Origin of the sequence: Aporhodopirellula aestuarii, from assembly GCF_023701485.1 — a bacterium.
Classification (GTDB): domain Bacteria; phylum Planctomycetota; class Planctomycetia; order Pirellulales; family Pirellulaceae; genus Rhodopirellula; species Rhodopirellula aestuarii.
This window is the reverse complement of the sequence record NZ_JAMQBK010000024.1, coordinates 192,893-210,316: the sequence shown is the minus strand read 5'-3', so window position 1 is coordinate 210,316 and position 17,424 is coordinate 192,893. Positions and strand designations below refer to the sequence as shown.

Below are 17,424 nucleotides of genomic sequence, written 5' to 3'. Positions count from 1 at the left end.
AATTCACGTCCGTCCGAACGCATCGGATCCCCAACCAACCACCCATCAAACCAACGACCGACCCAACCCTTCCCGTTTCATTCTCTCGCCTTGGAAGGGCAAACATGCAGGTCGAAATGTGGTCGCTTGATCGAATCAAGCCTTACGAGAACAATCCTCGCATCAATGACGACGCCGTTGATGCCGTCATCCTCTCGATCAACGAGTTCGGGTTTCGCCAGCCGATCGTGGTCGATACCGACGGTGTCATTATCGTCGGCCATACACGGTTCAAGGCGGCGAAAAAACTCGGACTCGCCGAAGTCCCCGTTCACATCGCGACGGACCTCGAACCTGAAGCGGTAAAAGCGTACCGGATCGCCGACAACCGGACTGGCGAGAACGCGCAGTGGGACTACGACCTGTTGCCCTTGGAAATCGGCGGATTACAAGAATCAGGTTTTGATGTTGAGTTGCTCGGTTTCGACGATGATGAACTCGCCAAGCTGCTCGATCCCGGTGTAACGCAGGGTTTGACGGATCCAGACGACATCCCCGAACCGCCAGACGAAGCGATCACGCAGCGCGGCGACATTTGGATCCTCGGCGACCATCGACTGATGTGTGGTGACTCGACCAGCGTCGAAGACCTCGATCGTCTGCTCTCCGGCGCGAAGATTCACCTTTGCAATACCGATCCACCGTACAACGTGAAGGTGGAACCTCGCAGCAAGAATGCGATCGCGGCCGGCAATTCGTCGTTCGAGGCTGGCAAGGGCAAGACGAAGGAAGGCCCGAAGAAGATGCGGGCCAAGGATCGGCCGCTTGCGAATGACTTTGTGTCCGACGAAGAGTTCGACCGATTGTTGAAAGCGTGGTTTGGCAACATCACTCGCGTGCTCGAACCCGGCCGTTGCTTTTACATCTGGGGTGGCTTCTCCAACATCGCCAACTACCCGCCGGTCCTGGCCGCAGCCGGTTTGTATTTTTCCCAGGCCATCATCTGGGACAAGCAACACCCCGTGATGACCCGCAAAGACTTCATGGGGGCACATGAATGGGCGTTCTATGGATGGAAAGAAGGTGCTGGTCACAAATTCTTTGGGCCAAACAACGCGACGGACCTGTGGCACGTCAAGAAAATCGCTCCGCAGAAGCTCGAACACCTCACTGGCAAGCCCGCCGAACTCGCGGTTTTGGCGATGCAATACTCGTCGCGGAAAGGCGAGAACGTGCTCGACTTGTTTGGCGGCAGTGGCTCGACGCTGATCGGCGCGGAGCAGACGGGGCGCAAGGCATTCTTGATGGAACTCGATCCGCCGTACTGCGACGTGATCGTTGATCGCTACCAACGCTTCACCGGCAAGAAAGCAATCCTCGAACGGACCGGCGAATCGCCGATCCCAGTGGGCAGACGCGAGGAGAACATGCGGTGACTAGAGTTCCTTGCACGACCAAGCTCCGTCGTCAAAGACATAGACGAATCGAGCGCCGCAATTTCTCGCGAAATCAATCAGCGAGTCGTTGGTCGGCAACTTGGCCGGCGGATCACCGTCTGAGAATCGTTCGGCCTCGCCGGTCTCGCGGTTCAGGCATCGAAGGTCGCCGTGGGAGACGAGTTCCTCGGCGGCGGTTTGAGTTTGGTAGCTTTGCATCAGAATTTCTCCTGTGTGTTCGGGGTAACCGTCGTAATGAAGGTAGACCGCTGCGTATGTTCGGTCGGCGCGGCGGACTGCGATCGTCGCTCGTGTGGACATGGTGGTTGCTCCTTAGTTCGTTTGGCCGGCCGGCAGTCGCTCGACGACGTCCGGTGGAATGGAAAGCATCAGCGACCGGCCGTTGTCCCAGTCGACATCGACCTGCGTCCAATCGCTTTGTGGATAAGCGCCGGCCACCGTTCCGGTGGTGCCGGCGGGAATCGGATCGGGGTCGTCGGTCATCGAAATCAGCCGCACGCGATCGCCCGCCTTGAGATTCGTTTTCATCGTTTTGTTTCCTAGTTGCGAGCGTTGTTGGTTTCGTCGACCAGCGCGGCAACTTCCGAAAGCTGAGCGTTGACCAAGTTCAACGCTCGTACGTGCGTCCATCGCAAAGCCTTGTTGTCCGGCCGAATCATTCGGTCGAGTTGCAACTCGATGTGTTGCAAGAGATCGCGGGCAATCTGGTGAGCGTTTTCGTAAGCCGGTGCGGGTTGGATTGGCTGAGCGTTAAGCGTTTGAACCTTGTTCATTTCTGGTCTCCTTTCTCGTTGAGATAGATTTCGGTGCCGTTTTCGAGTTCAACCTTGGCCGCGCCAGCGCGTTTCGCATCGGCGACGATCATTTGAACTGACAAGGGTTCTTCGACTTCGATTCGCCGGCCGTCGGCGAATACAACAGCCGATCGCATTCGCTGCGGTTGCATCTTCATTTCGTTTCTCCGTTCGTGTTGTTTGAAAAACCGTTCGTACAACCACACATGAGCCATTGGTTTGCCAACACATCAAGCGAAGTCCACGAAACATTCCAAAACTTCAACATGTTTTTCGCCGGAGTGCGTTGGGCCACGACGTTGCCGCGTGTCGCGTGACTCGGGTGCGCCGCGTGGTTACGGCCGTCACGACGAAACGCCCGTACGCTACGAACGTCGGGCGTTGTCGGCGGCGTTCGGACTAGAAGCCGAGCGGCACCAAAACGTGGGCGTTCTTGCCCGTGACCGCAAACTCTTCGCAGGCCGTTGTCCTCGCAAAGATCGCGTCTCCGCGGCGGACCACATATTCCACAACACCAGCTTCAAAGTTTTCGCCGGCGATCGACCGCAGTTCGTATCCCATGTCGGGTTCCGGAGGTGCGGTTTCGCCTTCGGCCAAGTCATTTACCTGGCGGACGTCGCAAATGAACTTCATCGCTTCGCCCTATGCTCTCGCCGTGAACCGACCACGTTCCGTTTTGACGAAGCGACTTTCATCGCCGCGTTTCATGTCTCGCAGGATCGCCGAGTAAAGCGTCGCGTGCGGCGTCTTACCGCCAGGGCTTTCCCACAACCCAGCTTCGGTCATCGCGGCGATCATCTCTTGCGCGTTCATCGGTTCGCCGCTATCAGCCAGGACCTTCAACGCCGCTTTCACGCACGAGAGCTTCTTTTCAACGCCCGTGGTTTCCTCCGTCTTTTTCGCGACTCGTTTCCTGACCCGCGTTTTCGTTGCCGGCGTCTCAGTAGCCCGCGCCGAACCCTTCAACCGGCCGGCCGTCTTGATTCGCACTTTCTTTCCCGTCGAGAGGTTTGTTGCGTCCCATCCTCCACTTCGGTTCTCTGCGTCAATACGCACCGTCACTTTCTTGTTGGTGACCGTTGCGAAGTATTCTCCACCGATCTTTACGTCTGCCTTCTTCATCGTTCGTTCTCCGTTTGGACTTCGTTCGTGGTTGGCTGCCATCGTCAGGCCGCGGGAACCAGCCGCGACAACGCCCGTTTGCGTTTCGGCTTCCGTCCTTGCGAGTCGCGCCGCGGTTCCGTCCGCGGCGGTTGTTGTGCGGCCGGCGGGTTAAACAACCCCGCCAAGAAGGCTCTTGTTGAGCCGTTCGAGCATCTCGCAAAAGATGTAGTGCTCTTCCAAAAGCGTGCCGTCCGGTCCCAGGTCCGCGTCAGCCTTTTCAAGGGCGTCGACCAAGGGACGAAGCTCCTCGGCGATCTTGTAATACGACTGACGAATCTCCTGATACGTTTCGGGGTCGAGCTTTCGCATCTCGGTGCGAAGAGCGGCGACCTTCGCTTTTTTCGTTTCGTTCATGGCCATGGTTTTGTCTCTCGTGAAAAGGGTTTTGAAAACGTTTTGCCGTTTGGCGTTAACACACATGAGCCATGCATCTGGAAACAGCTCAAGCGATTCTCGGCAGTAATTCTCAGTCTTTTGCGATGTTTTCAAGTTCCGCGGACGTTTGCGTTTGTGGCCCGGAAAGAGATGTCGGCATGGTTTGCTGCTTGTTGGCAACAGCTCGCGACACGGGCCAACGTCGGCGGCGATTCAACGAAAAACGGCCGCGCTGTCGAGCGCGGCCGAAAGGTTGCGGGCGAGAATCTATTCGCCGGCCGGAGCAACGAAGTCTTTCAATTCCTTGAGCCGTTCGGAAAGGTGTTGAAGCGAACCGACGTGTTCCCAATTGATGGGATGGTCGGCATCGGGGGCCGGCATGTCTTCGACGATTTGGTGAAGGTCTTCGAGCAAGGTCAAAGCCCGGACATGCGCGGTGGTGTAAGCGTCTTCGACGCGAGCGGTGTTCTTTGCCATGGTTGGGTCTCCGTTGTTGGAAAGGGGAAATGCGTCTGCGTTGACACACATGAGCCATGCGGTTTCAGACACAGCAAGCAGAGTTCGGGAAAGTCTTTGAATGTTTCCCGAACTCGCTTTCGCTTGCCGCGTTTAGCAATCGCGGCACGCTTCCCAGGCCCGTTTGCTGCCGTAGCAGATCTGGCCTCCTTCGACGATGTAGACGATCGCGTCTTCGGCGACGTCTTGGTCATCGAAGTATTCGCTGGGGTCGTCTTCGCTCGCTTCGTTCATCTCCGCGCCGCTGGTGATTCCGGCAATGCGGTTTTCAAAAGGCCAGTTCTCTTGCGTCATCAAACGCACTTCGGCGTCCGGCCCATGTACGTCGCGGTACTCTTCGAGCAATCCGATCAGTTGGTCGATGGTCATGTTTGTGTCTCCGTTTGGGTGAATGAAAAACCGTTTCGTATGACCACACATGAGCCATGCGTTTCAAAACACATCAAGCGAAGCCAGCCAGCAATTCGCAGTCTTTTTGAATGTTTCTCGATCTCGCCGACGTGGCCCGAAACTGCGGCGTCTGTCGCGTTGCAAAACAGTGGCCCGCTATTAGTCACATACGCCGTTGACGCGACACGATGTACACGTGCCCCCGCAAAACCAAAGAAACGCCGCGAGATACATCGCGGCGTTGGAGGGGCGGAAGGCCGTCCGCGGTTAGACCGCCTGGTCGTATTTGCGGGCCAATTCAAGAAGCTTCTTTTTGACTGGCTTCCAGTCGCAGGTTTGTTCGGCGGAGGAAAGTTCGCCGAAGCGTTTGTTGCGAAGTTCGCCCTTGTACCAACCCTTGGTCCATCCGAGGCGGTAGAAGAGCCGGTTGAGTTCCGTTTCGCCGTGGCCGGCATCCGGTCGGTCCCAGCAACTCTTCGTGCCAGGCTTCTTGGCGTAATCCCATCCGCTGCAGCGTTTCGTAGTGAGGGCGAGTTCTACCAAGCCCAAAATCATTTGGATGTATCCGATCAGTTTCGTCTTGTTGAGCGTTCCGGCGAAGGCCCGAATCTCGATTCGGTTTCGGCCGGCGGCCAGGTGCGTGAGGTTGAGAAGGTGGTAGCGGTCTCGTTCGCAGCGGGTCTTCGCGGCGTCTTTATTGCCGTATCTTTTGATTTGCTTTGCCCAGTGGGTTCGTTCGCGGCGTTTGGTGCCGGTCGAAGCGTAGATGGCTCGTTCGTGGTTCGCGATCAGCGAAATCAGTCGGGCCAAGGCCGCGGCGTCGCCGTTCCAGGAAACCGTTACGTGCAGGCCGCAAGATTCGTTAACCCGTGCGCCGCGTTCTTTGATCGCGTCCACCGCGGTCTCTACGTTGGCGAGTCCTTCGTAGCCGCGAAGAACCGGAGATACAAACTCGCATGGTTTGCGTCCGGCCGGCGTGCGGATGCTGCCGTCGCGCTCTGCTTTCCAACCCGCGGGCAGCCAAGCGACCGGCAATCCGTTGTGGTATCCACCGATCGGCGTGCGGTCGGTGCCAGGCATGTGGGTTTCGATTTCGATACCGAAGGCGATGTCGTTGGCGTTCATTCGTGTGTCTCCAAAAGGCGTGTAATTCGTTTCGTTGACACACATGAGCCATGCGTTTCGAGACACCTCAAGCGAAGTCCGGAAGTAATGTTTCAGTAATTCCCAGGTTTCTTTTCACCCGCGCACGCCGCCAGTTTTGGCCCAACGTCGCCGGCCCAAACATGCGGCCGACGATGCCAAACATGCAAACAAACGCGACAGCCGCCAACGTGTGCGGCGAGTTGCGAACCAACCCACGGATCCCGACATGGAAGGCAAACGAGAGAATGTTGACCCGACCAAACTTTCGGTCGAGCAACTTTCGAAGTTGTTGAGCAACGCGTACCGCCAGCGCGTTCCAGAGGAACAAATCGCCGCCGATCTAGAAGCCGGCGCACCGACAAACGTTGATGGCACGATCAACCTGGTCGTCTACACCGCTTGGCTCTTACAGGAGATGCACCGTGGCGACTGACCCGCGACGAATGAAACCGAGCGAGTGCTGCAGGACGCTCAATAGCACGCCGTTCGGTGAGGTGATCAACGAACGCCAGCTCTATCGCTATCGAACGCGAGCTGGAAATCGCATCGGAGACGGAACGCACGTTGACCTCCTCCGCTTCACCGCTTGGCTAGTCGAAGAACGCCATCGTCCGAAGCCGCCGGCCGACGAGGATCCGTACGGCAAGGTCAAAGACAAAGCCCGCGCCCGCAATGCAGCGATCGCATTGGCCGGTCGCGACATCGGTGACTTGCCAGTGATCGAGGATCCGCGGCGAAAAGCGAAGGCCGCCAGTAGTTTTCGATACTTTTGCGAAGCCTATTTCTCGCTGACGTTTCATCTGCAATGGTCGCCGGATCACTTGAAGGTGATTGAGCGCATCGAAGAAGCGGTCGTTCGTGGTGGTCTGTTCTCACTCGCGATGGCTCGCGGTAGTGGAAAAAGTTCGCTGGCCGAGGTTGCGTGCATCTGGGCAGTGCTAAACGGTTACCGAGATTTCGTATGTTTGATCGGCAGCGACGAAGGCCACGCATGCGACATGCTCGACTCGATCAAAACGGAACTCGATGCCAATGAAATTTTGTTGGCCGACTACCCGGAAGTCTGCTTTCCAATTCAGGCGTTGGACGGAATCTCAAACCGAGCCAACGGGCAGCTCTATCAAGGCAAACGCACGCAAATTGGATGGACGGCGAAAGAAGTTGTCCTGCCAACCATCGCTAACAGCAAAGCGAGCGGTGCGATCATCAAAGTTGCCGGCCTGACCGGACGCATTCGTGGAATGAAGTTCAAGCGGCCCGATGGACGAACGGTTCGACCTTCGTTGGTCGTGCTCGATGACCCGCAAACGGACGAGTCGGCTCGTTCGCTTTCGCAATGTGCCAACCGCGAAGCGATCCTCGCCGGCGCGGTGCTCGGACTCGCCGGCCCAGGTAAAAAGATCTCGGGCATCATGCCCTGCACGGTCATTCGTCCCGGCGACATGGCCGACAACATTCTCGATCGCGACAAACATCCGGAATGGAACGGTGCGCGAACGCGAATGGTGAACTCATTTCCAACAAATGAAACGCTATGGGAACGCTACGCGGAAATCCGTGCCGAAGGTTTGCGAGCCGGCGACGGCGGCGCGGCCGGAACCGAGTTCTATCGCGAGAACCGGCGGGCGATGGACGAGGGTGCCGATGTCGCGTGGAAAGAACGTTTCAATCACGACGAGCTGTCCGCGATCCAGCACGCAATGAATTTGAAGCTACAAGACGAAGCGGCATTCTTCGCGGAGTATCAGAATGAACCACTGCCGGAAGAACGCGTCGATGCCGACCAACTTACGGCCGAGCAGGTCGCTGGCAAAATCAACGGACTCGAACGACGCTGCGTTCCGATTTCGGCGAACCATCTCACTGCGTTTATCGACGTGCAGCAAAAACTCTTGTTCTTTGTGGTCGCCGCATGGGAAGACGATTTCACGGGCTACGTTCTCGACTACGGGGCGTATCCCGACCAGAGCCGAGCGTACTACACGCTTCGCGATGCACGCCACACGCTGGCAACCGCTGCGGACGGCACAGGACTCGAAGGCAGTATCTATGCCGGGCTCGAATCGCTCACCGAAGATTTGCTTGGTCGTGAATGGCAACGTGACGATGGTGCGGCAATGAAGATTGGGCGGTGCTTGATCGACGCCAACTGGGGACACTCCACGAACGTGGTCTATCAATTCTGTCGGCAAAGCCCACATGCTTCGATCCTATTGCCTTCGCACGGACGTTTCGTCGGTGCGTCCTCGAATCCATTCAGCGAATACAAACGCCGCCCCGGCGACCGCGTGGGTTTGAACTGGCGAATTCCCAGCGTCCACGGGAAACGCGCGATCCGGCACATCATCTACGACACGAATTGGTGGAAGTCGTTCACGCACGCGAGGCTCGCTGTCGCGATGGGCGATCGTGGTTGCCTGTCCGTTTACGGCAACCAAGCCGAAACGCATCGAATGTTCGCCGAACAAATCACCGCCGAATACTTTATCAAAACAGAAGGCCGCGGTCGGACTGTCGACGAATGGAAAGCCCGCCCCGAACAGCCCGATAACCACTGGCTCGACTGCCTAGTCGGCTGTTCCGTCGCCGCTTCGATGCAAGGCGCATTGTTGTTTGGCACCGATGTAGAACCAACTCGCCGACGCGAGCGAGTCAGTTTCAAAGAACTGCAAAAGCGAAAACGGAACTAAATCAAGCCTTTCTGAATATTCGCGTACAAGTCTCGCCTCCTACGGCATAGGTAACCAGGGATGAAGCAATGTTTCTAATCAAACGCAAGCCATGCCTGAAGAGTTGAAAGATGTAATCCGTGAAAATGCTGAGGGGCCAGCTAAGGCTTCGGGTGATGCGGGTTCCGTTGAGCAGCACAAGCTGACCGAGCAGATTGCTGCGGACAAGCATCTCGCTGGCAAGGACGCGGTTCGCAAGCCGAATCGTGGCTTGCGTTTTAACAAGATCGTGCCACCTTCGGCTGGCTGATCCTTCTTTTTGTTTCGCGATGAACACAGGGCTGCCGGGGACGGCAATAGGAAACCAACACGGATGTTGAAGATGTTGTCAGGGATTATCGAGCAAGCATGGCGTGGCGGAGCTTCCCGCTCTTCATCCACGTCGGGACGCTCACCCCGGCAGCCCTTCTTTTCGCGGCTTCGTGCGAAGTACGACGCTGCGAATACGACGCTCGACAACATGAAACATTGGTCGCGAGCCGATGGTTTGTCGTCCGCTGCGGCGAATAGCCCCGATGTGCGGCGTACGCTTCGCAATCGCTCGCGATACGAGGTCGCCAACAACAGTTACGCTCGCGGCATCACACTGACACTCGCGAACGACGTGGTTGGCACTGGACCACGACTTCAAATGCTGACGCCGGATGATGCTGCGAATCGTTTCGTTGAAGCGGAATTCTTTGCTTGGGCTGAGGCAGTTGGTCTGGCGGAAAAGCTGCGGACGATGCGACTCGCCCGCGTTTCGGACGGCGAATCGTTTGGTTTGCTGACCAGCAACGAGCGAGTTGACTCGACTGTGAAGCTCGACGTGCGATTGATCGAAGCCGACCAAGTGGCCTCGCCGACGTTGGTCGCAGACCGCTCTCGCTATATCGACGGAATCCAGTTCGATGCCGACGGAAACCCGCTCAGCTACGACGTGCTGCGTGAACATCCTGGCGATGTGACGTTCACGATCGACGAAGAGTTTGACACGGTGCCGGCTGCCGCGGTGCTTCACTACTTTCGTTGCGATCGTCCGGGGCAGATTCGAGGAATCCCGGACATTACGCCCGCATTGCCTCTATTCGCACAACTTCGTCGGTTCACGCTGGCGGTACTTGCGGCTGCAGAAACGGCCGCCGATTTCGCGGGCATCCTCTACACCGACGCACCGGCCAATGGCGAAGCCGACGCTGCGGAACCATTCGAGCCGATTGAACTTGAGAAGCGAATGCTGCTCACAATGCCTGGCGGTTGGAAGATGGCTCAAATGAGGAGCGAGCAGCCAAGTACGACGTATGCGGAGTTCAAGAAAGAGATTCTCAACGAGATCGCTCGTTGTCTGAACATGCCTTTCAACGTCGCCGCGGGGAATTCGTCGGGCTACAACTACGCCAGTGGGCGACTTGACCACCAAACCTACTTTAAGTCGATCCGCGTTGAGCAGGCACAGCTTGCTCGCACTGTGTTGGATCGCATCCTGAACGCTTGGCTTCGCGAAGCCATTCTTATCGAGGGCTATCTGCCCAACTCGCTTCGCACACTCGATTCGACGTTCCAAAGAGCGTGGATGTGGGATGGATTCGACCATGTCGATCCTGCCAAGGAAGCCAACGCCCAAAAGATCCGTCTCTCAAATCATACGACTACTCTGGCCATCGAATTTGCGCGGCAGGGTCGTGATTGGGAGACGGAACTTAAACAACGTGCCAAGGAACTGGAGCTGATGCACCAGCTTGGACTTTCGCTCGATTCAAACTCTGTTGACACCGATGTTCATGAGGACAAGGATGACCACGACGACCAAGAACAAACCGTCCAACAAGCGACTTGAAGCAAGCGAGGACGGGACTCCTAGCAGTCTCCGTATTGTTTGTGACGATGCCGCAACAATCACCCTGCAAGCGGCCGAGTCGGCCAGCGAGGGGAAACCTGCGCTTCGCAAGTTCTCCATGACCGCTTACACCGGTGGCGCGATGCGACTCGGCGGCTGGCCCCATCCAGTCGTTGTTGATCTGACCGGCATGCGTGTGGCTCGCAAGAGTCGACCAATTCTGAAAGACCATGATCGCGGCAGCATTGTCGGCCACACCGATGACATCCGTGTTAGCGAAGCAACGCTGGAAGTCTCTGGCGTGATCTCGGGCGTTGGATCAACGGCTCAGGAAGTGATTGCGACCAGCGAAAACGGATTTCCGTGGCAGGCATCGCTCGGTGCAAGTGCCGACAAGGTCGTATTCATTCCCGAGGGAAAGACGACCAAGGCGAACGGTCGTGAGTTTTCAGGTCCCGTCTATGTCGCTCGCAAAAGCACCCTTGGCGAAGTGTCGTTCGTGGCCCTGGGCGCTGACGATGAGACCGAGGCCCGAGTCGCAGCCGGCCTAGCCGCAGAAAGCGAGGAGCAGGATGAGACAACGGACGACAAGGATGAACTCGAACCGGTAAATGCAAGCTTGAAACTCGACCCGAAGCCTCGACCCCCTCAGCCTCGCACACCTGTAGAAGACATGCGTGCCGAAGCTGCTTCCGAGTCGCGACGTATCGCTGGCATTCGCAAAGTATGCGAAGGCAAACATACGGACATCGAAGCCGATGCGATCGAACAGGGTTGGAGCGTGACTAAGACGGAGCTTGTTGTGCTACGCAATGAACGTCCCTCCGCGCCAGAGCAATCTTCGGTCCGCCCAAGTTGCACTCGCGAAGTCCTCGAGGCAGCTGCCTGCATGTCAGTGGGTATCGAGGAGAAAACCCTGCTGGCCAGCTACGGAGAACGCACGCTCGACCTGGCGCAGCCGATGGGGCAAATTGGTCTGCGTGAATTGGTTGCGGAATGTGCGCGACTCGAAGGACACGACGTCCCACGCGTGTTTGGCGACGGCCGCGTCACGATTCAGGCTGGCTTCTCGACAATGAGCCTGCCTGGAATACTTGAAAATGTGATGAACAAAACATTGCTGGCCGCTTATGAAACGACCCAGATCGCCGCATACGATCTGTGCAGCGTGGGCAGCGTGAGCGACTTCAAAGAAGTTTCGCGGTTTCGGTTGCTGGGCACGGGCGGTTTCGAGCCTGTCGCTCCCGATGGCGAATTAAAGCACGGCAAGCTTTCGGAGCAGAAGTACACAAATCAGGCGGATACCTATGGCCAGCTGCTTACGCTGACGCGTAAGGACATCATCAACGATGACCTCTCGGCCTTCATGGATATTCCGCGTCAAATGGGGCGAAGTGGGGCCGAGTCGATCGACGAAATGTTCTTCACTTTGTTGCTCGGAAATTCCCCCGCGTTCTTCAGTGCTGGCAACTCCAACTTGCTCACCGGTGTCGACACCAAGTTCGGCCCCGATAGTCTGACTGCGGCTAAGACGACGTTCCGTAAGCAGAAAGCAGGGCCGGGAACTAAGCCGAAAGACCAGAAGCCGATCAACCTTCGTCCGGAATTCCTGGTCGTTCCGGTCGAGCTTGAAACCGAAGCCGAACTGCTGATGGGCTCATCGCAGTTGATGATCGACGCCTCGGGGACTCCCACAAAAATCCCCGTCGACAATCCGCATCGCAATAAGTATCGGGTCGTTTCGACTCCGCATCTATCCGACTCCTACTACGGAGGCGCGAGCGGCAAGGCGTGGTACCTCTTCGCCAACCCCAAGGTTTTGCCAGCCTTTGAGATTGTATTCCTCAATGGCCGCCGCACGCCGGTGATCGAACGCGTTGAAATGCCACCCAACATGCTTGGGATGGGTTTCCGAAGTTACATCGACTTCGGCGTGAATAGCCAGGACCCACGCGCCGCCGTGAAGGTCACCGGCGAAGCGTGATCCGAGCTTAACTTTCTCACCTAAAACTCACGTCCCAAACCTCAGGTCTAACAATCCATGTCCGCAGCAGATTTTGTTCAAGAGGGAGCGGCCGTCGACTACACGCCGGACGCTGATCTTCCGGCCGGTAGTGTCGTCGTGCAAGGCGAACTGGTCGGCATCACCAAACACGACATCAAAGCCAACGTGCTCGGTGCGATCAGTGTCGAAGGCGTCTTTGACGTCGCGAAGGACCCCGCGATTTCGGTTTCTCCTGGTGCCAAGGTTTACTGGGACGCGACCGCTGGCCAATCGGTCACGACTGCGACCGGCAACAAGTTGCTCGGCAAAGCCGTGCTTTCCGCCGGCACCAACACACCCACCGTCCGTGTTCGACTGAGTCAATAAGGATGGTCATGGCGTCGATCAGCCAAGTAACGGCCGACCGGGCCAAGGCGATCGAACGTCTGGTGTTTGACGAAGATCGCAAGACCAGCCAGTGGCTTCGGGCATCGCCGTTTGCAACCTGCCTTTGCATCGCTGTTGCCTCGACCGAAGCGACATGGCGTGTGCAAGCACTGCTTCCCGACGAGGAAGTCGTCCAACTCGGTTACTACGTTCGCTCGTCTACGACGGGCAGCAAACTTTTCAATCCGTCGAAGCCGCTTTACCTGAAGTCGGAAGTGATGTGCGGACTGCCCATCCGCTTCCTGTCGACGGTCGAACAAATCAATCCGATCCTCTGGGTCATTTTCAAGAGTTAAGGAGCACTCACTGCATGAACGCAACATTGCGAGCCATCATCGCCGCGTGCGTCCTGTGTCTGGCAATTGGCTGTTTGCCCGAACAACCTGTTCAGGTGCGACCGCTCCCGGCCCCCGCGCCGGAGCAACCCGCCGCGAACTTGCCCAACAAATTGCACCAACGGAATTGGACTGGCAGGCTCAACCAAGGCAGTTGCGTTCACGCTTCGCTCGTCAATCACTTGCGGTGGCTGAACGAGTATGAACTCGGGGAACGCTGGCGTGCCACTTACAGCGACGGCGAATGGGACTCGCGATTGCGAAGCCGACTCGACGCTGCCGACATCAACTACAGCTACACCGTCAAAGCCGATCCGCGATTCCTCGATTGGGCGACTGCGACTCGGCGCGGTGCAATCCTGTGGTGGAAGCCGGCTCACTGTTGCACCTTCGTTGGCTGGGTCAATCGCGACGGTCGGCAATACGCCGCGATTCTCGACAACAACTATCCCGGCCGCTTTGAACTCACACCGCGTGAGCAGTTCGTTCGCCTTTGGGCTGGCTATGGCGGATTCGCACTCACGGTCCTCGACGACCCGGCCAGCTCCTTGCCCTATCGAAGTTATGAGGTAATTCAATGAACGATGGAATTCGGATTCGATTGAGCCTGGGGCTCGTCGCGGTGGCGATCATTCACGCCGTACTCCTTGGGACCGTGTTCACGGCACTTCGTCCGTGTCCAACCGTCCAGCCCGACGACGATGTTTGGAGTGTCCCCAATGCCGTGCCGCCTGCTCCGCGCGTCGGCAGGATCGAAAAGCTTGACGAGCCTCAGTCAGTAAACCTGAATGCTCAAGGCGAGATCAAACAGCAGTCGGTTTCGATCTGTCCAACTTGCGAACCGACGACGATCTACACGCCAACGATCGCACCGCAGCCTGTTCTGCCGGTGGCTGCTCCGCAACCCCAGCCATCGAAGAAGAAGTATCAAATCGCGTTGTTCATTGGCAGTGATGCGAAGAGCAAGCAGTTGCTCGATTGGTTCAACCACGATTCGAAGCTTTACAAGTTGCGAACCGACTGTGACTTCCAAGTCTACACGTCAGGCAACGCACTCTATCAAACTCGCTTTGCCAACATCGTCCCCGTCGAGCAGTTTCCTGTGGTTCTGTTTCAGGACAACACTGGCGGACACGTTCACGCGGCTGGCCGCGCAATGCTGCCGGCAACTGCGGCTGAGTTATACGCCGATCTCCACCAGGGTTACCAACTGTATCAACAGACTCGGCAGGCCCAGAAGACTGGTGCCTTGAAAACACGAGGCTATTCGTGGGACGACGCGATCTCGCCCAAGTTGCAACTCAATACTGAAGATTGTCCGGACGGTTACTGTCCCGTAGAGCCATCAGACAACTGGCGTCCGTTCGACCGAGATCGTGACCGACCTCGCGATCTGTTGTTCGACAGGGCGAACGAAACGCGAAGTGCCTTTCTGTGGGCATCGGCAGGTGAACTGGCAACGATCGCGATAATCGTGCTTGCCGTCTTTCTACTCGGATTCATTCTCATCAAGCGAGGTATGTGAGCAAATGACGTTACTAACCGGAATCGCAACCGTCGTGGTGTTGCTGTTGATTGCCGTCGCCTTGTTGCCATCGAAAAAGCGTGACAAGGACAGCAATCAGGCAGCTAGCGTTCTCAATCCGTTTCAATCGCCAGCAACTCCAGTCAATCTGCGTGAGCAGCAATTGCAGGAGGAATCCGATGCGATCGCCAGCGAGTATCAACGCCGATCGAATGAGGCGTGGCTGGATGAGTTGAGCGACAAGGCATCAACGCTGTTGAAAGCCCCAGCGAAACCCGCGGCTCGCAAATCGTGACCGACATGCTGCATCGCGGGCAGTCCTGGTTGGCGGAGAAGCTGACCAAGCATGCCTCGCGAGATGTGGTGTATCAGCGTGACGATGTCTCCGTCGATCTGCCTGCCACAATTGGCAAATCGGAGTACGAACAGGACGATGGCGATGGCGTCATCACTCGTGCTCAAGTCCGCGACTTTCTGATTAACACGAAAGACTTGTTGCAATCCGCTATCGGCACTTGGCCACGACGCGGCGATCGCATTCTCGAAACCGACGGTGACACGACCTTCGTTTACGAACTGATGTCAATCGGCAACGAACCGCCGTGGCGATACAGCGATCCCTTCCGCGTCAAACTCCGCATCCACACCAAACTGGTTGACACGATCACATGACAGCAACGCCCGCAACCGTCATTCAGATTGCCGAAAGCGTCGTCGCGGAAATCAACGCTGGCGACTTTAGCAAGTCGAACCTCTCCGCTCAGCGACTCTACGTTCCCAACTTCGATCTGGAAGACATGAAGGAACTGCGAGTCACCGTGGTGCCTCGCGAGGTGGAGTATCTCCCGCTCGATAGAGCATCGAACAAGTACCACGCAACAATCGACGTGGCCGTCCAAAAGAAGTTCAGCAAGGGCGATGCCAAAGAGATTGACCCACTGGTGTTTTTCGTCGAAGAACTGGCCGACTACTTCCGGCTCAAACGTCTCAATTCGTTCGTGGCAGCCCGCTGCGTCAAGGTCGAGAACTCAGTCCTCTATTCATCCGAGCATTGGACTCAGTTCAATCAATTCACGAGCCTACTGACGTTGACGTTTGAGCTAGCGCAATGATGCACATTCGGGCTCGCGTGCGATTCACACCGGGCCAACTGAAAAAGAAGGTCAACCAAGCGACTTTCAAAAGCATGAATCATGCGGCCGGCACCATCCGGATGACCGCGAAACGATCCATTCGCAAACGCAAAAAAACATCCAACCCAGGATCGCCGCCAAATTCACCGACCGGAATGCTGCGTCGTGTGCTTCGCTACGAAGTCAACCGCGATCGCGGCGAAGCAGTCATTGGCCCCGTCAATGAGATCACTGGCCGGCTATGGAATCTGCATGAATTCGGTGGCGTTGTTACCAAACGACGCAAGCTGAAACGACATCGGTTCCGCGTCGGCGAGTTTGGGCCGATCCGTGCGAAGCAGCCCGGCAAGTTTGCCCGCATCAAACTGCTCACGATCGCCCAAGCCAGCCGAGCCACACGACTGATCGAAGAAGAGAACGAACGCCGCGGAGACAGCAAACCACGCCGCTATCCCGCACGCCCGTTCATGAAACCTGCCCTCATTGCCAATCAAGCACGCCTGCCGAAGTTCTGGCGTGACTCGGTGAAATAGTCTCTCGACCACGGATGGAATCGAAACATGTCAGCAGAAGTAAAACTCGGTCTCGATGCCGTCCTGACGATCGACGGTGCCGAGATCAAGAACGTCAAAGACTTGACGGTCAATCTCGAAAAGGCCGAAGCAGACGCATCGACTCGTGACAACAACGGCTGGCGAGCCACAGTCGGCACTCTAAAAGACGCGTCGATCGAATTCACGGTGCTCAACAAGAACGGCGACACCGCGTTCGGGATGCTGCAAGGACTGTGGAGTAGCGGAACGCCGACTGACGTTGGCATTTCGGATGCTGGTGGTTCGCTGACACTGACCTGTGAAGTCATGAACTTCAATGTCAATCAAAACCTCGAAGAAGTGGTGTCGGCCGACGTCACCTTGAAGCCAACCCAATCTTCGTCTGGCAGCGGCATGAACGTTGGTGGCGGAACGCCCTAAGTAATCCTCGGAACAGAACTCCATGCAGAAATTCATTGATCGTCGCGGTCGGGTTTGGATCGTCGACATCGACAACACCACGCTTCGCCGCGTCAAAGCACTCACTGACGTGCGATTGCTGGACGCGATCGACGGCGACCTCGTCACTCGGTTGTCGAGCGACCCACTACTACTCGGCGATGTGTTGTTTGCGATCTGTAAGCCGCAAGCCGATCAACAAGACGTTGACGACGAAGCGTTCGCCGAGGGACTGGCGGGCGACTCGATCGACGAAGCCTGCAAGGCATTGGTGGATGCGTTGGTCGCGTACTTCCCGGAGTCCCGCCGCCGTCTTCTGAGGAAGGCGGCCGACAAGCAGAAGATGATCGAGATGCGGGGATTGGAAGCGATCGAGAAGCGGCTGGACGATCCCAATCTGGTGGACCGGATTGTGGAGGACCTGGAACGCAAGCTCGCGGTGCCGACATCGAGCGACTCATCATTCGGCTTGCCGGCATCATCGGAGTCGACCCCGGACCACTGACACTTCGGCAACTCGTCCAAATGGCCGAGGCGAAACGCCAGCACGATTGGCACATCGCATCCAGTGTCATGGCACTGACGGCCGAGATCAATCGCGATCGCAAGCGTCGACGAAAACCGTTCAGGCCCGATGACTTC

26 protein-coding genes and 1 other RNA gene are annotated in these 17,424 nt (G+C 57.0%); 16 read left to right on the top strand and 11 right to left on the bottom strand.

Annotated elements, in window-relative coordinates; all coding sequences use genetic code 11:
* The first annotated feature begins 104 nt into the window (after positions 1–104).
* Entirely contained in the window at positions 105–1,415 is a 1,311-nt protein-coding gene (locus NB063_RS09330; protein ID WP_250928461.1) for a DNA modification methylase, read from the top strand.
* Here the strand turns inward: NB063_RS09330 and NB063_RS09325 are convergent, their stop codons facing one another.
* The 11 genes from NB063_RS09325 to NB063_RS09275 all read right to left on the bottom strand — a co-directional run bounded on the left by NB063_RS09325 (position 1,416) and on the right by NB063_RS09275 (position 5,800).
* On the bottom strand, positions 1,416–1,736 hold the full coding sequence (locus NB063_RS09325) for a hypothetical protein (protein WP_146439923.1): 321 nt from the start codon (positions 1,734–1,736) through the stop codon (positions 1,416–1,418).
* A 12-nt stretch (positions 1,737–1,748) separates the two neighbouring features.
* The gene (locus NB063_RS09320) at positions 1,749–1,964 is read right to left on the bottom strand and encodes a DUF4314 domain-containing protein (protein ID WP_146439922.1); all 216 of its coding nucleotides are present in this window, start codon (positions 1,962–1,964) and stop codon (positions 1,749–1,751) included.
* A gap of 11 nt (positions 1,965–1,975) precedes the next feature.
* Positions 1,976–2,209 (bottom strand): hypothetical protein, encoded by a 234-nt coding sequence (locus tag NB063_RS09315; RefSeq protein WP_146439921.1) that lies wholly within the window; start codon positions 2,207–2,209, stop codon positions 1,976–1,978.
* Positions 2,206–2,388, bottom strand: a complete 183-nt coding sequence (locus tag NB063_RS09310) for a hypothetical protein (RefSeq protein ID WP_146439920.1) — start codon at positions 2,386–2,388, stop codon at positions 2,206–2,208. The genes NB063_RS09315 and NB063_RS09310 overlap by 4 nt, the downstream gene beginning before the upstream one ends.
* A 241-nt stretch (positions 2,389–2,629) precedes the next feature.
* Positions 2,630–2,863, bottom strand: a complete 234-nt coding sequence (locus NB063_RS09305; protein WP_146439919.1) for a hypothetical protein — start codon at positions 2,861–2,863, stop codon at positions 2,630–2,632.
* A gap of 9 nt (positions 2,864–2,872) precedes the next feature.
* Positions 2,873–3,352 carry a winged helix-turn-helix domain-containing protein gene (locus NB063_RS09300; protein WP_250928460.1) on the bottom strand — a complete coding sequence of 160 codons (480 nt, stop codon included), beginning with the start codon at positions 3,350–3,352 and terminating at the stop codon, positions 2,873–2,875.
* Between the two features lie 29 nt (positions 3,353–3,381).
* Positions 3,382–3,443: hammerhead ribozyme type II (locus NB063_RS09295), an RNA gene on the bottom strand.
* 59 nt (positions 3,444–3,502) lie between these two features.
* Positions 3,503–3,754: a hypothetical protein gene (locus tag NB063_RS09290; RefSeq protein WP_250928459.1), complete on the bottom strand. Its 252-nt coding sequence runs from the start codon at positions 3,752–3,754 to the stop codon at positions 3,503–3,505.
* Between the two features lie 282 nt (positions 3,755–4,036).
* Positions 4,037–4,246: a hypothetical protein gene (locus tag NB063_RS09285; protein WP_146439916.1), complete on the bottom strand. Its 210-nt coding sequence runs from the start codon at positions 4,244–4,246 to the stop codon at positions 4,037–4,039.
* 132 nt (positions 4,247–4,378) lie between these two features.
* On the bottom strand, positions 4,379–4,654 hold the full coding sequence (locus NB063_RS09280; protein ID WP_250928458.1) for a hypothetical protein: 276 nt from the start codon (positions 4,652–4,654) through the stop codon (positions 4,379–4,381).
* 288 nt (positions 4,655–4,942) lie between these two features.
* A complete protein-coding gene (locus NB063_RS09275; protein WP_250928457.1) occupies positions 4,943–5,800 on the bottom strand; it encodes an amidoligase family protein in 858 nt (285 codons plus the stop codon).
* A gap of 136 nt (positions 5,801–5,936) precedes the next feature.
* On the opposite strand from NB063_RS09275, the gene NB063_RS09270 reads away from it, so the two are divergent.
* The 15 genes from NB063_RS09270 (at position 5,937) to NB063_RS09200 (ending at position 17,287) form a co-directional block, all read left to right on the top strand.
* On the top strand, positions 5,937–6,254 hold the full coding sequence (locus NB063_RS09270) for a hypothetical protein (RefSeq protein WP_230253616.1): 318 nt from the start codon (positions 5,937–5,939) through the stop codon (positions 6,252–6,254).
* Positions 6,244–8,511 carry a terminase gpA endonuclease subunit gene (locus tag NB063_RS32440; RefSeq protein ID WP_250928456.1) on the top strand — a complete coding sequence of 756 codons (2,268 nt, stop codon included), beginning with the start codon at positions 6,244–6,246 and terminating at the stop codon, positions 8,509–8,511. Before NB063_RS09270 ends, NB063_RS32440 begins: the two co-directional genes overlap by 11 nt.
* 91 nt (positions 8,512–8,602) lie before the next feature.
* The gene (locus tag NB063_RS09260) at positions 8,603–8,800 is read left to right on the top strand and encodes a hypothetical protein (protein ID WP_230273898.1); all 198 of its coding nucleotides are present in this window, start codon (positions 8,603–8,605) and stop codon (positions 8,798–8,800) included.
* Positions 8,801–8,863: 63 nt separating this feature from the next.
* The gene (locus tag NB063_RS09255) at positions 8,864–10,366 is read left to right on the top strand and encodes a phage portal protein (protein ID WP_250928455.1); all 1,503 of its coding nucleotides are present in this window, start codon (positions 8,864–8,866) and stop codon (positions 10,364–10,366) included.
* Positions 10,323–12,350, top strand: coding sequence for a Mu-like prophage major head subunit gpT family protein (locus NB063_RS09250; RefSeq protein WP_250928454.1), 2,028 nt, complete (start codon positions 10,323–10,325; stop codon positions 12,348–12,350). Before NB063_RS09255 ends, NB063_RS09250 begins: the two co-directional genes overlap by 44 nt.
* Positions 12,351–12,407: 57 nt before the next feature.
* Positions 12,408–12,737 carry a DUF2190 family protein gene (locus NB063_RS09245; RefSeq protein WP_250928453.1) on the top strand — a complete coding sequence of 110 codons (330 nt, stop codon included), beginning with the start codon at positions 12,408–12,410 and terminating at the stop codon, positions 12,735–12,737.
* A gap of 8 nt (positions 12,738–12,745) precedes the next feature.
* A complete protein-coding gene (locus NB063_RS09240) occupies positions 12,746–13,093 on the top strand; it encodes a hypothetical protein (protein ID WP_250928452.1) in 348 nt (115 codons plus the stop codon).
* A gap of 14 nt (positions 13,094–13,107) precedes the next feature.
* Positions 13,108–13,713, top strand: a complete 606-nt coding sequence (locus tag NB063_RS09235; RefSeq protein WP_250928451.1) for a hypothetical protein — start codon at positions 13,108–13,110, stop codon at positions 13,711–13,713.
* Positions 13,710–14,657, top strand: a complete 948-nt coding sequence (locus tag NB063_RS09230; RefSeq protein WP_250928450.1) for a hypothetical protein — start codon at positions 13,710–13,712, stop codon at positions 14,655–14,657. The genes NB063_RS09235 and NB063_RS09230 overlap by 4 nt, the downstream gene beginning before the upstream one ends.
* Before the next feature lie 4 nt (positions 14,658–14,661).
* On the top strand, positions 14,662–14,952 hold the full coding sequence (locus NB063_RS09225; RefSeq protein WP_250928449.1) for a hypothetical protein: 291 nt from the start codon (positions 14,662–14,664) through the stop codon (positions 14,950–14,952).
* Positions 14,953–14,957: 5 nt separating this feature from the next.
* The gene (locus NB063_RS09220) at positions 14,958–15,329 is read left to right on the top strand and encodes a hypothetical protein (protein ID WP_456061989.1); all 372 of its coding nucleotides are present in this window, start codon (positions 14,958–14,960) and stop codon (positions 15,327–15,329) included.
* Positions 15,326–15,769 (top strand): hypothetical protein, encoded by a 444-nt coding sequence (locus NB063_RS09215; RefSeq protein WP_250928447.1) that lies wholly within the window; start codon positions 15,326–15,328, stop codon positions 15,767–15,769. The genes NB063_RS09220 and NB063_RS09215 overlap by 4 nt, the downstream gene beginning before the upstream one ends.
* Positions 15,766–16,323 (top strand): hypothetical protein, encoded by a 558-nt coding sequence (locus NB063_RS09210; protein ID WP_250928446.1) that lies wholly within the window; start codon positions 15,766–15,768, stop codon positions 16,321–16,323. The genes NB063_RS09215 and NB063_RS09210 overlap by 4 nt, the downstream gene beginning before the upstream one ends.
* A 27-nt stretch (positions 16,324–16,350) precedes the next feature.
* Complete coding sequence (locus NB063_RS09205; protein ID WP_146439901.1) at positions 16,351–16,764, top strand: hypothetical protein; 414 nt, start codon at positions 16,351–16,353, stop codon at positions 16,762–16,764.
* A gap of 22 nt (positions 16,765–16,786) precedes the next feature.
* On the top strand, positions 16,787–17,287 hold the full coding sequence (locus NB063_RS09200) for a hypothetical protein (RefSeq protein ID WP_250928445.1): 501 nt from the start codon (positions 16,787–16,789) through the stop codon (positions 17,285–17,287).
* Positions 17,288–17,424 lie beyond the last annotated feature (137 nt).

Coding starts and splice junctions, on each gene's coding strand:
- NB063_RS09330 (WP_250928461.1), top strand. CDS start 105: ATGCAGGTCGAAATGTGGTCGCTTGATCGAATCAAGCCTTACGAGAAC.
- NB063_RS09260 (WP_230273898.1), top strand. CDS start 8,603: ATGCCTGAAGAGTTGAAAGATGTAATCCGTGAAAATGCTGAGGGGCCA.
- NB063_RS09225 (WP_250928449.1), top strand. CDS start 14,662: ATGACGTTACTAACCGGAATCGCAACCGTCGTGGTGTTGCTGTTGATT.
- NB063_RS09280 (WP_250928458.1), bottom strand. CDS start 4,654: ATGACCATCGACCAACTGATCGGATTGCTCGAAGAGTACCGCGACGTA.
- NB063_RS09220 (WP_456061989.1), top strand. CDS start 14,958: ATGCTGCATCGCGGGCAGTCCTGGTTGGCGGAGAAGCTGACCAAGCAT.
- NB063_RS09205 (WP_146439901.1), top strand. CDS start 16,351: ATGTCAGCAGAAGTAAAACTCGGTCTCGATGCCGTCCTGACGATCGAC.
- NB063_RS09250 (WP_250928454.1), top strand. CDS start 10,323: ATGACCACGACGACCAAGAACAAACCGTCCAACAAGCGACTTGAAGCA.
- NB063_RS09245 (WP_250928453.1), top strand. CDS start 12,408: ATGTCCGCAGCAGATTTTGTTCAAGAGGGAGCGGCCGTCGACTACACG.
- NB063_RS09240 (WP_250928452.1), top strand. CDS start 12,746: ATGGCGTCGATCAGCCAAGTAACGGCCGACCGGGCCAAGGCGATCGAA.
- NB063_RS09310 (WP_146439920.1), bottom strand. CDS start 2,388: ATGAAGATGCAACCGCAGCGAATGCGATCGGCTGTTGTATTCGCCGAC.
- NB063_RS09285 (WP_146439916.1), bottom strand. CDS start 4,246: ATGGCAAAGAACACCGCTCGCGTCGAAGACGCTTACACCACCGCGCAT.
- NB063_RS09305 (WP_146439919.1), bottom strand. CDS start 2,863: ATGAAGTTCATTTGCGACGTCCGCCAGGTAAATGACTTGGCCGAAGGC.
- NB063_RS09300 (WP_250928460.1), bottom strand. CDS start 3,352: ATGAAGAAGGCAGACGTAAAGATCGGTGGAGAATACTTCGCAACGGTC.
- NB063_RS09230 (WP_250928450.1), top strand. CDS start 13,710: ATGAACGATGGAATTCGGATTCGATTGAGCCTGGGGCTCGTCGCGGTG.
- NB063_RS09290 (WP_250928459.1), bottom strand. CDS start 3,754: ATGGCCATGAACGAAACGAAAAAAGCGAAGGTCGCCGCTCTTCGCACC.
- NB063_RS09275 (WP_250928457.1), bottom strand. CDS start 5,800: ATGAACGCCAACGACATCGCCTTCGGTATCGAAATCGAAACCCACATG.
- NB063_RS09210 (WP_250928446.1), top strand. CDS start 15,766: ATGATGCACATTCGGGCTCGCGTGCGATTCACACCGGGCCAACTGAAA.
- NB063_RS09325 (WP_146439923.1), bottom strand. CDS start 1,736: ATGTCCACACGAGCGACGATCGCAGTCCGCCGCGCCGACCGAACATAC.
- NB063_RS09200 (WP_250928445.1), top strand. CDS start 16,787: ATGCAGAAATTCATTGATCGTCGCGGTCGGGTTTGGATCGTCGACATC.
- NB063_RS09215 (WP_250928447.1), top strand. CDS start 15,326: ATGACAGCAACGCCCGCAACCGTCATTCAGATTGCCGAAAGCGTCGTC.
- NB063_RS09235 (WP_250928451.1), top strand. CDS start 13,108: ATGAACGCAACATTGCGAGCCATCATCGCCGCGTGCGTCCTGTGTCTG.
- NB063_RS09320 (WP_146439922.1), bottom strand. CDS start 1,964: ATGAAAACGAATCTCAAGGCGGGCGATCGCGTGCGGCTGATTTCGATG.
- NB063_RS09315 (WP_146439921.1), bottom strand. CDS start 2,209: ATGAACAAGGTTCAAACGCTTAACGCTCAGCCAATCCAACCCGCACCG.
- NB063_RS09255 (WP_250928455.1), top strand. CDS start 8,864: ATGTTGAAGATGTTGTCAGGGATTATCGAGCAAGCATGGCGTGGCGGA.